Source organism: Nonomuraea sp. NPDC005730, from assembly GCF_040630865.1.
Classification (GTDB): domain Bacteria; phylum Actinomycetota; class Actinomycetes; order Streptosporangiales; family Streptosporangiaceae; genus Nonomuraea.
Window position 1 is genome coordinate 25,254 of sequence record NZ_JBEXYK010000057.1, and the last position, 12,849, is coordinate 38,102.

At 73.4% G+C, this 12,849-nt stretch carries 12 protein-coding genes; 5 read left to right on the forward strand and 7 right to left on the reverse strand.

Translation table 11 applies throughout. The features are described 5' to 3' along the window. Positions 1 to 394: 394 nt before the first annotated feature. Both ABZ444_RS40170 and ABZ444_RS40175 read left to right on the forward strand, forming a co-directional pair. Positions 395 to 1,621, forward strand: coding sequence for a cytochrome P450 (locus ABZ444_RS40170; protein WP_358008950.1), 1,227 nt, complete (start codon positions 395 to 397; stop codon positions 1,619 to 1,621). A 167-nt stretch (positions 1,622 to 1,788) separates the two neighbouring features. Continuing rightward, complete coding sequence (locus tag ABZ444_RS40175) at positions 1,789 to 2,349, forward strand: GNAT family protein (protein WP_358008952.1); 561 nt, start codon at positions 1,789 to 1,791, stop codon at positions 2,347 to 2,349. A gap of 19 nt (positions 2,350 to 2,368) precedes the next feature. On the opposite strand, the gene ABZ444_RS40180 is transcribed toward ABZ444_RS40175, so the two are convergent. From ABZ444_RS40180 to ABZ444_RS40205, 6 genes are all read right to left on the reverse strand, one after another. Beyond that, the gene (locus ABZ444_RS40180; protein ID WP_358008954.1) at positions 2,369 to 2,776 is read right to left on the reverse strand and encodes a nuclear transport factor 2 family protein; all 408 of its coding nucleotides are present in this window, start codon (positions 2,774 to 2,776) and stop codon (positions 2,369 to 2,371) included. 149 nt (positions 2,777 to 2,925) lie between these two features. Then, a complete protein-coding gene (locus ABZ444_RS40185) occupies positions 2,926 to 3,930 on the reverse strand; it encodes a C-terminal binding protein (RefSeq protein ID WP_358008956.1) in 1,005 nt (334 codons plus the stop codon). Continuing rightward, on the reverse strand, positions 3,917 to 5,689 hold the full coding sequence (locus tag ABZ444_RS40190; RefSeq protein WP_358008958.1) for an IlvD/Edd family dehydratase: 1,773 nt from the start codon (positions 5,687 to 5,689) through the stop codon (positions 3,917 to 3,919). The genes ABZ444_RS40185 and ABZ444_RS40190 overlap by 14 nt, the downstream gene beginning before the upstream one ends. Positions 5,690 to 5,787: 98 nt before the next feature. Then, positions 5,788 to 6,567 carry an LLM class flavin-dependent oxidoreductase gene (locus ABZ444_RS40195; protein ID WP_358008960.1) on the reverse strand — a complete coding sequence of 260 codons (780 nt, stop codon included), beginning with the start codon at positions 6,565 to 6,567 and terminating at the stop codon, positions 5,788 to 5,790. Further along, on the reverse strand, positions 6,567 to 8,918 hold the full coding sequence (locus tag ABZ444_RS40200) for an excinuclease ABC subunit UvrA (protein WP_358008962.1): 2,352 nt from the start codon (positions 8,916 to 8,918) through the stop codon (positions 6,567 to 6,569). The genes ABZ444_RS40195 and ABZ444_RS40200 overlap by 1 nt, the downstream gene beginning before the upstream one ends. 39 nt (positions 8,919 to 8,957) lie before the next feature. Next, positions 8,958 to 9,512, reverse strand: coding sequence for an NAD(P)H-dependent oxidoreductase (locus ABZ444_RS40205; protein ID WP_358008964.1), 555 nt, complete (start codon positions 9,510 to 9,512; stop codon positions 8,958 to 8,960). Between the two features lie 116 nt (positions 9,513 to 9,628). Here ABZ444_RS40205 and ABZ444_RS40210 point away from each other — a divergent pair, with 116 nt between their 5' ends. Further along, positions 9,629 to 10,546, forward strand: a complete 918-nt coding sequence (locus ABZ444_RS40210) for an AraC family transcriptional regulator (protein ID WP_358008966.1) — start codon at positions 9,629 to 9,631, stop codon at positions 10,544 to 10,546. A 27-nt stretch (positions 10,547 to 10,573) separates the two neighbouring features. On the opposite strand, the gene ABZ444_RS40215 is transcribed toward ABZ444_RS40210, so the two are convergent. Beyond that, positions 10,574 to 11,092, reverse strand: coding sequence for a hypothetical protein (locus ABZ444_RS40215; protein WP_358008968.1), 519 nt, complete (start codon positions 11,090 to 11,092; stop codon positions 10,574 to 10,576). 197 nt (positions 11,093 to 11,289) lie between these two features. Between ABZ444_RS40215 and ABZ444_RS40220 the strand changes: the two genes are divergently transcribed. Together ABZ444_RS40220 and ABZ444_RS40225 are read left to right on the forward strand one after the other, a co-directional pair. Then, positions 11,290 to 11,874: an isochorismatase family protein gene (locus tag ABZ444_RS40220; protein WP_358008970.1), complete on the forward strand. Its 585-nt coding sequence runs from the start codon at positions 11,290 to 11,292 to the stop codon at positions 11,872 to 11,874. A 13-nt stretch (positions 11,875 to 11,887) separates the two neighbouring features. Beyond that, on the forward strand, positions 11,888 to 12,790 hold the full coding sequence (locus ABZ444_RS40225) for a DJ-1/PfpI family protein (protein WP_358008972.1): 903 nt from the start codon (positions 11,888 to 11,890) through the stop codon (positions 12,788 to 12,790). Positions 12,791 to 12,849: the final 59 nt, after the last annotated feature.

Genomic DNA, 12,849 nt, shown 5'->3' on the forward strand with positions numbered 1-12,849 from the left:
GCCCGCCCGGCGTCAGGACGTCACGCGGGCGGCTGGGTGACGGTGACCGCCTGGGTGGTGCGCGCCGACTCCACGGCCGAGTTGCCCACCAGGTTGACGGTGCAGGTGTGTGCACCGGCCACGGCCGGCGTGTCGGGAAGCTGAACGACCCGTCGGCGGCGGGGACCGACTTCGCCACGTTCCTTGAGGTGACGGCGCCGTCCGGGCCGACGACCTTGGCGCCCGTCCGCCGCCGTGGTGACCTCCGTGAAGCGTGGTGGTGCCGTCCGGAGGACCCGTCCATGGGTCCGTCGAAGCAGTCGCTTGACTTACGGGGGCGCGCGTCGGTTACTGGACGCGTCAGGCCGGAAGTCGACGAGCGCGTCCGGGCCCGGCGAGCGGAAGGAACACCGTCATGACGGCCATTCCGGATCAGGACATGTCCGGCACGTTGCCCGAGTTCCCCGGCGTCAGGGCGGCGGCGTGCCCGTTCGACCCGCCGCCGGCCCTGCAGGCGCTCCGGCAGGACGCGCCGCTGACCCGGGCACGGCTGCGCGACGGCGGCACCGTGTGGCTGGTCACCGGCTACGCCGAGCAGAAGGCGGTGCTGAGCCATCCGCAGGTCAGCTCCGACGTCACCCGGCCCGGCTACCCGTTGCCGATCCTGGCGCCCGACCGGCCCGACAGCACGATCAGCTTCGTCTTCATGGACGACCCCGAGCACCACCGGCTGCGCCGCATGGTGCAGGGGGCCTTCACCGTCAAACGGGTCGAGACCATGCGCCCGGCCGTGCAGCGCATCGTCGACCGCCTCATCGACGACCTGCTGGCCGGGCCGAGGCCGGTGGACCTGGTGGAGGCGTTCGCGCTGCCGGTGCCGTCGCTGGTGATCTGCGAGCTGCTCGGCGTCCCGTACGCCGACCACGGCTTCTTCCAGGACAACAGCCAGATCATCGTCAAGCGGGACGTGTCGGCCGAGGACCGGGCGGCCGCGGGCGGGCGTCTGAGGCAGTACCTGGACGGGCTGGTCGGCGACAAGCTCGTCCGCCCCGGCGACGACCTGCTGTCGCAGGTGGCCGCCCGGGTCACGGCGGGTGAGCTGACCAGGCAGGAGGCGGCCCAGATGGGCGTGCTGCTGCTGGTGGCCGGCCACGAGACCACCGCCAACATGATCGCCCTCGGCACTCTCGCGCTGCTCCGCCATCCCGGCCAGCTCGCCCTGCTGCGCGGGAGCGACGACCCTGCGCTGATCGCGGGCGCGGTGGAGGAGCTGCTGCGCTACCTGAACATCACCCACGGCGGACGCCGCCGGGTGGCCAAGGAGGACATCGAGGTCGGCGGCCAGATCATCCGCGCGGGCGAGGGCATCATCGTGGCCAACGACATCGGCAACCGCGACCCCGAGATCTTCCCCGCCCCTGACGAACTCGACGTGCGCCGCGACGCCCGCCGGCACGTGGCCTTCGGCTTCGGCGTCCACCAGTGCCTGGGCCAGCCCCTGGCCCGGCTGGAACTGCAGGTCGCCTACGGAACGCTCTACAAGCGCATCCCCACCCTCGCCCTGGCCACCGAGTTCGAGAAGATCCCCTTCAAGCACGACGGCCAGGTGTACGGGGTGTACGAACTTCCCGTGACCTGGTGACCGCACAAGCTCGACCTGGTGCCGGAGGCGCACCCCGGCGGCCTCCGGGGTGCGCGCGAGCACGCGGCCGGTGGTCACCATGTGCCCGTCCGCCGAGATCAACGCTGCGGGCCGCCCGTGAGAGGATTTCCCCGCAAGACGGGTGAATCCGGGACGGAAAGGCAGTAATGTTCGCGATCTCCCTGGGCGATGACGGCGCGGAGCTGCGTCCGCTGGAGCCCTGGCGGGCCGAGGAGTTCCTGAGCCACATGGACCGCGGACGCGAGTTCATCGGACGGTTCATCTCCCTGCCCGACCTCGTCGCCGACGTGGGGTCCGCCAGGTCGGTGCTGCAGGCGTACGCGGACAAGGCCGCGGCCGACACCGGGCGGATCTACGGCATCTGGACCGGCGGCAGGCTGGTCGGCGGCGTGTTGTTCCGGACGATGGACGTCCGGCAGGGCACCGCCGAGGCGGGCTGCTGGCTGGAGCCGTCGGCGGCGGGCAAGGGCCTGGTGACCAGGGCCATCCGCGTGATCATCGACTGGGCCGTCGAGGAACGCGGCATCCACCGCGTGGAGTGGCAGGCCGCGGCGGGCAACACCGCCAGCATCGCCGTGGCCCGGCGGCTCGGGATGAGCAAGGACGGCGTCCTGCGCGAGAGCTACCCCCTGCGGGGCGTACGGCACGACGTCGAGGTCTGGTCCGTGCTCGCCCCGGAATGGCGGGCCGGCCGCCGGAAGGACTGAACCGCTTCCGGACTCGCGGCTACCCGGCTTCGTCCAGCTGCCTGGTGGTCTGGTCGATCCGGCGGATGCGGCCGTCCGGGGCCAGGCGGCCGAACATGAAGATCTCCGCCGCGAAGGTCCTGCCCTTGCGCAGCTTGGTGCGCAGGGTCCAGCGAGCGGCGATCCGGTCGGCCGAGACCAGCGTCTCGTGGATCTCGACACCGGCCCGGTCGCCGGCGGCCATGGCCTCCGTGTCGACGTTCCGCCGGACGGGGCCGACATGATCGATCATGCGCTGCCGATCGATCACGAGCCCGTCGTTGCAGTACTCGAAGTCCGGCACGAAGTAGCGGTCGATGATCGTGGCGGGCTCCTCGGGGGAGACGGCCAGGTCCCGGGTGTAGGTGGTCAGGAAGTCGGCGAGGTCGCGCTCGCAGGTGATGCCCATGAAGCGTCCTTGAGGGAGTGGGGTGGTTGCCGTCCCGATCCTCGCCGCCCGTGCCCACCGCCGTCGTCGTACGGCCGGAGACGGTCGGCGCTACTCCCGGCGTCGTACGTCCCCGCGCGGCTACGGCGCCGGGACCACACGACCGCCCGTCAGGGCCGGGCCGTCACGTCGTTCACGGGGCTGCGGGGCGCCTGCCCGGTCAGGACCCGTACGGCCTCCTCCGCGGCGAACCGCCGCACCGTCTCGACCGCCTGCTCGGAGTAGTAGGCGGCGTGCGGGGTGACGATCACGCCGGGCAGCGTGAACAGCGGGTTGTCCGGACGCCAGTCGCGCTGCTTGGCCGGCTCCTCCTCCAGGTCGTCCAGGGCCGCGCCGGCGATCCACCCCTCGGCGATCGCCTGGTGCAGCGCCTCGTCCTGCACGATCGGGCCGCGCGCGGTGTTGACGAGGACCGCGCCCGGCTTCATCCTGCGCAGCGTCGCGCGGTCGAAGGCGTGGTGCGTCCCCGAGGTGAGCGGCGCCTGGATCACCAGGTAGTCGGCGCCCGCCACGAGCTCGTCGAACGACACCGGCCGCACGTGGCGGGACAGGAGCTCGGAGTCGTCCTGGAAGGGGTCGTGCGCCCAGACCTCGACGCCGAAGGGCCGCACGCGTGCGGCGATGAGCTGGGCGATGGCGCCGAAGGACAGCAGCCCGAACACCCGGCCGCGCAGCCGCCGGATCGGCTCGCCGGTCTGCCAGCGCCACACGCCGCGCCGGGTGGCGCGGTCGTACTCGCAGATCTTGCGGGCGGCGGCCAGCCAGAGCGCGACGGCGTGGTCGGCGACCTCCTCGGCGCACCACTCGTTCGGCGCGTTGGTGACCTGGATGCCGCGCCTGGTCGCGGCCTCGACGTCGACGATGTCCACGCCCGTGCCGTAGCGGGCGATCACCCGGCAGCGGGTGAGGGCGTCGACGGCGCGGGAGCCGATCCGGGCGTACTGGGTCAGGACGCCGTCGGCGTCCCGGCCCTTCTCGATCACCTCGTCCTCGCTCTTGCACTGCTCGGCGCGGAGCTCGAACCCGGCGCCCTCGACGATCGCGCGTTCGATGTCCACGTCGCCGAAGTCGGAGTCGGCGATCATGACGGTGCCTCTGGCGTCAGTGCGAGTCACGGGGAATCCCCTTGGTGTGTACGAGGTCCTGGTACGACAGGGCCAGCTCCAGGCATCCCCCGCCGTCGAGCTGCCCGACCGTGGCGCGGTAGATCTCCTGCCACGGCGTCTGGTTCTCCAGCGCCGGCGGCGTGTGGCGGGCCCAGCGTCCGGCGATCTCCTCCTCCGTCAGCAGCACGTCGACGCGCGCGTTGTCCACGTCGACGCGCACGAGGTCGCCGGTGCGCAGGATGGCGAGGTTGCCCCCGGCGGCGGCCTCGGGGCTGGCGTTGAGGATGGACGGCGCGTCGGAGGTGCCGCTCTGGCGGCCGTCGCCGAGCGTGGGCACCGTGGTGACGCCCAGCCGCAGCAGCGCGGCCGGCACCTCCATGTTCACCACCTCGGCCGACCCCGGGTAGCCGATCGGCCCGGTGTAGCGGATGACGAGGATGCAGCTGTCGTCCACGCCGAGCTCCGGATCCTGGATGCGGGCGTGGTAGTCCTCGGGCCCCTCGAAGACGATCGCGCGGTAGTCGCGGGCCGTGCGGAACTCCTCGCCGAGGACCGAGGTCTTCATGACCGCGGAGTCGAACAGGTTGCCCGTCATGATGAGCAGCCCGCCGCGCGCGGCGAGCGGGTCGTCGTAGGGGCGGATGACCTCCGGGTCGGCGGGCGGGGCGTCGGCCAGGTTCTCGGCCACGGTACGGCCGGAGACGGTCATGGCCTCGCCGTGCAGCCGCCCGGCCGCCAGCAGCGTCCGCATGACGGCGGGCACGCCTCCCGCGCGGTAGAAGTCCTCGCCCAGGAACTCGCCGGCGGGGGCGACGTCGGCCAGCACCGGGACGTCGGCTCCGACGCGCTGCCAGTCGTGGATCGTCAGCGGCACCCCGGCGTGCCGGGCGATGGCGTTGACGTGGATGGGCACGTTGGTGGAGGCGGCGATGGCCGAGGCGACGACGATCGCGTTCTCGAAGGACCGCATGGTCATGATCTTGCGCGGGGTGAGGTCCTCGTGGACCAGCTGCACCGCCCGCAGGCCCGTGTCGTAGGCCATCTGCGCCCGGCGGCGGTAGGGCGCCGGGATCGCCGCGCAGCACGGCAGCGACATGCCGAGCGCCTCGGCCAGGCTGTTCATCGACAGGGCGGTGCCCATGGTGTTGCAGTGGCCGATGCTGGGCGCGGAGGCGGCCACGCGCGCCATGAACTCGTCGTAGTCGATCTCGCCGGTGGCCAGCAGCCGCTTCGACTGCCAGATCACCAGCCCCGACCCCGACGCGGCCATGCGCTTGCCCTGGTGGTAGCCGTTGAGCATCGGCCCGCCGGACAGGACGATCGCCGGGAGGTTCACCGTCGCCGCCGCGGCCAGGCACGCGGGCGTGGTCTTGTCGCAGCCCGTCGTCAGGACGACCCCGTCGAGCGGATATCCGTAGAGCACCTCGACCAGCCCGAGGTAGGCGAGGTTGCGGTCGAGGGCGGCGGTCGGGCGTTTGCCGGTCTCCTGCAGCGGATGGACGGGGAACTCCAGCGGGATGCCGCCGCCGTCGCGGATGCCGTCCCTGACCCGGTCGGCCAGGGCGAGGTGGTGGCGGTTGCAGGGCACGAGGTCGCTGCCCGTCTGGGCGATGCCGATGATCGGCCGGCCGGACTGGAGCTCCTTCGGGGTCAGCCCGAAGTTGAGGAAACGTTCGAGGTAGAGAGCCGTCATCTCCGGATTGCCGGCGTTGTCCCACCAGGCCTGGCTGCGCAGGCCGCCGCTCTCGGGATGCCCGGTCGGACGCATCAGCTCGCTCCTCACTCGCGCGGGCCGCCGGCCGGGTGTCGGCGCACCTCGGGCGGGCGATGACTGGCCTACCCCGCCGCCGTCACCGCCCAAACGCCTCAGATCATCGCCGCCATCACCTGCTCGACGCTGCTGACCTCGGGAAACTCGATGAGCCACCAGGTCGCGCCCGCGTCCTCGTAGGGGCCGGGATGCACCCCGGGCGGGACGCCGACCGCGACCTCGAAGCCCTCGAGCCCCCCTCGGTGCTCGGCGACGACGGCCAGCATCTCCCGCAGCCCGACCGGGGTGGTCTCTGGACAGAGACCGTCGAAGCGGGCGGCGCGGCGGAGCGGGCCCTGCTTGACCGACTGGGCGGCGACCCAGACGGGGATCCGCGGCCGCTGCACGGGCTGGGGCTGGAACGCCAGGTCGTCGACGCGGTAGTGGCGGCCCCGGTGGCGGACGGGCAGGCCGGTCCAGAGCCGGCAGATGACGTCGAGGCCCTCGTCGAGCATCTCCGCCCGGACGCGGGGGTCGCCGGTCTCGCCGAGCCTGCTCAGCTCCCCGCCGTTGTCCGAGCCCAGCCCGACGCCGAGCACCATCCGCCCGCGGCTGAGGTGGTCGAGGGCGGCGGCCTGCCTGGCCACCTCGTACGGCCTGCGCCGCGACAGCGGGGTGACCCTGGTGCCGATCCGGATGCGCTCGGTGGCGGTGGCGATCGCGGCCAGAGCGGTCCAGGCGTCGCAGACGGCCAGCCCGGGGCTCAGCGGGCGCACGACGTGGTCCCACAGGAAGACGCCGTCGAACCCGGCGTCCTCGGCGCGGGCGGCCAGGTCGGCGAGCACCCGCGGGTCGGCCAGCTCCCCGAACGGCGGCAGGTACAGCGCGCGGCGCATCACAGCAGGCCCTTCAGGTGCGGCGCGGTACGGCTGCGCGGGCTGGCGGCGACCTGCGCCGGCGTGCCCGCGGCCACCACCGTGCCACCGGCCGAGCCGCCGCCCGGCCCGAGGTCGATGACGTGGTCGGCGGTCGCCACCACCCGCATGTCGTGCTCGGCGACCACGACCGTGCCGCCGCCGCCGACCAGGTCGTGCAGCCGGTCCATGAGCACGTCGGTGTCGTGCGGGTGCAGGCCGGTGGACGGCTCGTCGAGCAGGTAGATCGTGGACTCGGCGCGGCGGCCCTGCAGCTCGGCGGCGAGCTTGATGCGCTGGGCCTCGCCGCCCGACAGCTCGGTGGCGGGCTGCCCGAGCCGCAGGTAGCCGAGCCCGACCTCGTGCAGCGTCTCCAGCGGGCGGCGTACGGCGGGGACGTCGCCGAAGAAGCCGGTGGCCTCGTCGACCGTCATCTCCAGGATCTGGGCGATCGTGCGGTCGCGGTAGGTCACCCGCAGCGTGTCGGGGTTGTAGCGGGCGCCGCCGCAGTCGGGGCAGGGCGCGTACGTCGTGGGCAGGAACAGCAGCTCGACCGCGACGTATCCCTCGCCCTGGCAGGTCTCGCAGCGTCCGCCGGGCACGTTGAAGGAGAACCGGGCCGGGCCGTAGCCGTGGGAACGCGCGCCGTCGGTGGCGGCGAACAGCTTGCGCACCGTGTCGAACAGGCCGGTGTAGGTGGCCAGGTTGGAGCGCGGGGTGCGGCCGATGGGCTGCTGGTTCACCCAGACCACCCGCCGCTCCCCGGCGGCGGCCTCGGCGACGGCCGCCAGCAGGCTGCTCTTGCCCGCCCCCGACACGCCGGTGACGGCGGTGAACACGCCCAGCGGCACGTCGACGTCCACGCCCCGCAGGTTGTTGCGGGTGAGCCCGCGCAGCTCCAGCCGGCCCGCCGGCCGGTGCGCCGGTCGTTCCGGCACGACGGTGTGGAACAGGTAGCGGCGGGTCACCGACCCGTCGACCTCGCGCAGCCCGGGGACCGGCCCGCTGTACAGGACGCGCCCGCCGTCGCCGCCCGCGCCGGGGCCGACGTCCACCACCCAGTCGGCCTGGCGCACGACGTCCATGTCGTGCTCGACCAGGCAGACGGTGTTGCCGGTGTCGCGCAGGCGGCGCAGGAGGTCCGACAGCGCGGCGGAGTCGGCGGGGTGCAGGCCGGCCGAGGGCTCGTCCAGCACGTACACGACGCCGAACAGCCCGGCGCGCAGCTGGGTGGCCAGCCGGATGCGCTGCAGCTCGCCGCTGGACAGGGTCGGCGCGGGCCGGGCGACGCTCAGGTAGCCCAGCCCCAGCTCGTCCAGCACGTCGATGCGGTCGAGGATGTCGCGGGTGAGCGCCCCCGCCGGTCCTGGTTCGTCCCGGTGCGGGCCGAGCACGCCGGCCAGTTCGCCCATCGGCATCGCGGCCAGCTCGACGACGGTGCGGCCCGCGTACGTGACCGCCAGCGCCTCGGGACGCAGCCGCCGCCCGCCGCAGAGCGGGCAGGTGCGGGCGGTCATGAACCGTTCGGCGCGCAGGCGGCTCTTCTCGCTGGCCGAGGACGCGTACGCCTTGAGCACCAGCCGCCGGGCGCTGGCGTACTTGCCCTGGTAGGGGCGGTGGATCCGGCCCGCCTCGCGTACGGGATGGACGGTGACCACCGGCTCCTCGTCGGTGAACAGGATCCAGTCGCGCTGCTCCCGCGGCAGGCTGCGCCAGGGCGCGTGGATGTCGTAGCCGAGCGTCGCCAGGATGTCGCGCTGGTTCTTGCCCTGCCAGGCGCCCGGCCACGAGGCGATCGCGCCCTCCGCGATGCTCAGCGACGGGTCGGGCACCAGCGACTCCTCGGTGACCTCGTGCAACACCCCCTGCCCCTGGCACTGCGGGCAGGCGCCGGCGACGGTGTTGGGCGAGAACGCGTCCGAGTCCAGGCGCGGCGCGCCCGCCGGGTAGGCGCCGGCGCGGGACATCAGCATGCGCAGCGAGTTGGAGACCCGGCTCAGCGTGCCGACCGTGGACCGCGCGGACGGCGTGGAACGCCGCTGGCCGAGCGCGACCGCGGGCGGCAGGCCGGTGATGTCGTCGACGTCGGGCATCGGCAGTTGCTGCAGCAGCCGCCGCGCGTAGGGCGCGACCGACTCCAGGTACCGGTGCTGCGACTCGGCGAAGATCGTGCCGAACGCCAGCGACGACTTGCCCGACCCGGAGACCCCCGTGAACGCCACCAGCGCGTCGCGCGGGATCGCCACGTCGACGTCCCGCAGGTTGTGCACCCGCGCCCCGCGCACCCGGATGCCGCCGACCACCTCGTCTTCCACTCTGCGCAATCTACCCATCGCCCGCCGGGCGACCGCCGGGCGGCTACCGTGGCGGGATCAGGCCGCCCTCAGCGGGCGCAGTGCCGAGCCCCAGGCGAGGACCTGGTCGAGGACGGCGTTCAGCCGGTCCTCGTGGGCGGCGGCGGGCCGGAAGCCGTCGGCGAAGTCGGTGTGGATCGACAGCCCGACCTGGTTGGCCACGGTGGCCACGCTGAGCAGGCCCAGCACGTGCCGCAGGTGGGCGATGGCCCGGGGCGCGCCGTCCACGCCGTAGCCGACGAACCCGGCCGCCTTGTTGGTCCACTCCGCGTACAGGAAGTCGAGGGCGTTCTTGAGCGCGCCCGGGTAGGAGTTGTTGTACTCCGGGGTCACGATCACGAACGCGTCCAGCGCCGAGACCGTGGCCGACCAGCGCCTGGTGTGCTCGTGCCGGTAGTTGCCCATGGCGGGGTGCTCGGGTTCGTCCAGGATGCCCAGGTCGTAGTCCTTCAGGTCGATGAGCTGGTACTCGGCGTCGCCCCGCTTGGCGGCCAGATCGCGGACCCAGCGGGCCACCGCCTCGCCGTTGCGGCCAGGACGGGTGCTGCCGAGGATGATGCCTACCTTGAGCATGTCCCTCTCCCTCAGTTCGGTTACGGAAACCAACCGTAGGGAGAACGGCTGAGATACTGAATGCGCTGCAATCCCCCATTTATACGCGAGCGTCTCAGCCCTTAGACTCAACCCCTATGGACGTGCTGAGCGACGTGATGGCCTTCATGCGGTGCGGGCGCCCCACCTCCTCCCGCATCTCCTGGCGGGCCCCCTGGGGGGTGGCGTTCCGCTCGGTGCCGGGGTCGGCGGGTTTCCAGGTGGTGCTGCGCGGGTCGTGCTGGCTGATCCCGCCGGACGGCGAGCCCGTTGCGCTCAGCGTGGGCGACGTGGTGTTCCTGCCGCACGGCGACGACTTCGGGCTGGCCGACGATCCCGCCCGCCCGCTGGCCGAGGCCGACTGCGAGCCGCACTCGGAGCTGTTCGCGTCGGCCGGCTTCGGCGGCACGGGGGCCGAGACGGTGGTCCTGTCCTGCGGCTACCGGCTCGACCTCGACCGGACCCACCCGATCCTGGGCTCGTTGCCCGGCGTGATCCACCTGCCCGCGACGCTCGGCAGCCGTCCGGAGCTGCGGGCCGCCGTCGAGCTGCTGGCCGCCGAGATCGACGGCCCGCGGCCCGGCACGGACACCGTCGTGTCGTCCCTGCTCGACATGTTGCAGCTGTACGTCCTGCGGGCCTACTTCGAGACCCAGGACGAGCCCTGCACGGTCTCCGGCTGGGCCGCCGCGCTGGCCGACCCCGTCGTCGGCCGCGCGCTCGACGCCGTCCACCGCGACCCGGCCCGCCGCTGGACCGTCGAGTCGCTCGGCGCGCACGCGGGCATGTCCAGGGCCGGCTTCGCCCGCCGCTTCACAGGGCTGGTGGGGCAGCCGCCGCTGGCGTACCTGACGTGGTGGCGGCTGATGAGCGCGGCCCGTCTGCTGCGCGAGTCCGACGCGCCGGTGGCGCGGGTGGCCGAGCAGGTGGGGTACGGGTCGGAGTTCGCCTTCGGCAACGCCTTCAAGCGCGAGTTCGGCGTCGCCCCCGGCCGCTACCGCCGGTCGGCGGCCTGATCCCCCGGGCGCCCACGAGCCGGCCGGTCAGGGCCCCCATCGTTCCTGGGCGTACTGGCGGCGGACGCCGGCCGACTCGCCGATCCGGGTCCAGGAACGGCCGTCCTTACGGGCCGCGCGCACGGCGGCGTCCAGGTGGCCCTGGGCCCGGCGCACGACCTCGGCGGCCTGGCGGACGGCGACCAGGCTCGGCGGGTCGAGGTGGGTCTCCCACTCCGCGCGGATCGCGACGGCCACGTCGTCGGGGGCGGCGCCGGACAGCAGGCATTCGCTCAGCGCGTAGATGCGCCGGGCCGCGAAGTCGTGGCGGGTCTGGGCCACGCGTTCCCACAGCGGCCCCTGCCATCCGCAGGCGCAGTGGCCGCGCCAGCCGATCGCGGTGCGGCCGTCCACGACGTCGCCGCGGCCGTAGCCGATGCGGCCGTCGGAGCCGATCAGGTGCACCCTCGCCCCGCCGTCGGCCGGGCCGGTGGAGACCCGGCCGTCCGGGAAGACGGCGGCATCCCAGCCTTCATGGCGTCCGTCGTCGCCCTCCCACCACCTCATGGCACCCCCTCCAGAGATCGTCCGGATCAACCGGCGCCTCCATGGTGGCAGGCGGCACCGGCCCTTGCGAGGGCCCGCGGATTACGGTGTCACGCTGGGGGAATATCGGCCCGGCACGGAGCGCCGACTGGATCGGTCCACACGCTGACCAGGTCGTGCCTTCCGCCGGGGCCCCTCGTCCGGCCAGCCTGAGTGGCATGATCAGCGCGCTCGTCGTCATCGACGTCCAGAACTCCTTCCTGCAGCTTCCCGACTGGCGGCACACCTCCAGGCCGGACATCGTCCCGCAGGTCAACCGCCTGGTCGCGGCCGCCAGGCAGGCCGGGGACGCGGTCGTGTGGGTGCTCGGGTCGCGGCCCGGCTCGGGCACGGTCTTCGATCCGGCCCGCGGGTTCGTCCAGCTGATGGACGGCCTGGAGCCCCTTCCGGACGAGCCCATCCTCACCAAGTCGGCGCACAACGCCTTCACCACCACCAACCTCCACCAGTTCCTCACCCGGCGCGGCGTCAGGCGGCTGACCGTCTGCGGCATCCGGACCGAGCAGTGCTGCGAGACCACCACGCGCCTCGCCTCCGACCTGGGCTTCGAGGTCGACTTCGCCATCGACGCCACCGCCACCACGCCGCTCCCCCACCGCGACGCGCCCGGCGACGTCCCCTTCGACGAGCTCGTGCGGGACCCGCGCACGCTCGGCGTGGACGAGATCCTGGCCCGTACCGAATACGCTCTGTCGGGTCGTTTCGCCACGATCAGGACCGTGGACGAGCTCACCGGGAACTGAGGAGGAGCCGGTCATGTCCCGAGTCGTCTTCCTGCTCATCCCGCGGGTGCACCTCCTCGACGTGGCCGGGCCCGCCCAGGTGTTCTCCACCGCCGCCGACCTCGGCCGGCCGTACACCATCGACTACGTCGCCGAGGAGCGCGAGGTGGCCAGCGTGCAGGGGCTGACGCTGCACGCGCGGACCTCGTGGCCGTCCCTGACGCCCGACGACCTGATCGTCGTGCCGGGCTGGCGGGGGCCGGCCCGGCCGGCGAGCGGCGAGACGTTGCGCCGGCTGCGTGAACACCACGCGGCGGGCGGCACGGTGGCCAGCGTGTGCGCGGGGGCCGACGCGCTGGGCCGGGCCGGGCTGCTCGACGGCCGCCGGTGCACGACCCACCACACCGTCCAGGACGAGCTCGCCCGCCTCTATCCGCGGGCGAGCGTCGCCAGGGACGCGCTGTACGTCGAGGACGACCGGATCGTCACCTCGGCGGGCGTAGCCAGCGGCATCGACGTGGCGCTGCACCTGGTGACCACCCGGCACGGGCCGTACGCGGCGGGGCAGGTGGCCCGCGCGATGCTCGTGCACGCCCACCGCGACGGCACGGCGGAGCAGGTCAGCCCGCTGCTGCGGCGGCGGTCGCACGTGGACGAGACGGTCCACCGCCTCCAGGACCTGATCGAGACCAGGTTCACCGAACGGCTGCCGCTGAGCCTGCTGGCCGAAGCCGTGGGATGCAGCGAGCGCACGGTGACCCGGCTGTTCCGGCGGGCGACCGGGCTCACCCCGCTGGCCTACCAGACCGCGCTGCGGCTGGAGCGGGCCGGACACCTGCTCGGCCGCGGCGCGACCGCCGAGGTCGCCGCGCGCGAGGTGGGCTTCGCCGACGCCCGGATGCTGCGCCGGTTGCGCACCCGCGCGGCGGCGTCCTGACCGTCGGCGGGCGGCGTCCTGACCGTCGGCGCGGTGGGTCAGGCGGCAGGTCAGAGCGA

What these genes read in the sequence shown, in the direction of transcription:
- ABZ444_RS40205 (WP_358008964.1), bottom strand. Translation starts at nt 9,512, where the DNA reads ATGCTCAAGGTAGGCATCATCCTCGGCAGCACCCGTCCTGGCCGCAAC.
- ABZ444_RS40215 (WP_358008968.1), bottom strand. Translation starts at nt 11,092, where the DNA reads ATGAGGTGGTGGGAGGGCGACGACGGACGCCATGAAGGCTGGGATGCC.
- ABZ444_RS40170 (WP_358008950.1), top strand. Translation starts at nt 395, where the DNA reads ATGACGGCCATTCCGGATCAGGACATGTCCGGCACGTTGCCCGAGTTC.
- ABZ444_RS40225 (WP_358008972.1), top strand. Translation starts at nt 11,888, where the DNA reads ATGTCCCGAGTCGTCTTCCTGCTCATCCCGCGGGTGCACCTCCTCGAC.
- ABZ444_RS40200 (WP_358008962.1), bottom strand. Translation starts at nt 8,918, where the DNA reads ATGGGTAGATTGCGCAGAGTGGAAGACGAGGTGGTCGGCGGCATCCGG.
- ABZ444_RS40220 (WP_358008970.1), top strand. Translation starts at nt 11,290, where the DNA reads ATGATCAGCGCGCTCGTCGTCATCGACGTCCAGAACTCCTTCCTGCAG.
- ABZ444_RS40180 (WP_358008954.1), bottom strand. Translation starts at nt 2,776, where the DNA reads ATGGGCATCACCTGCGAGCGCGACCTCGCCGACTTCCTGACCACCTAC.
- ABZ444_RS40195 (WP_358008960.1), bottom strand. Translation starts at nt 6,567, where the DNA reads ATGCGCCGCGCGCTGTACCTGCCGCCGTTCGGGGAGCTGGCCGACCCG.
- ABZ444_RS40210 (WP_358008966.1), top strand. Translation starts at nt 9,629, where the DNA reads ATGGACGTGCTGAGCGACGTGATGGCCTTCATGCGGTGCGGGCGCCCC.
- ABZ444_RS40175 (WP_358008952.1), top strand. Translation starts at nt 1,789, where the DNA reads ATGTTCGCGATCTCCCTGGGCGATGACGGCGCGGAGCTGCGTCCGCTG.
- ABZ444_RS40190 (WP_358008958.1), bottom strand. Translation starts at nt 5,689, where the DNA reads ATGCGTCCGACCGGGCATCCCGAGAGCGGCGGCCTGCGCAGCCAGGCC.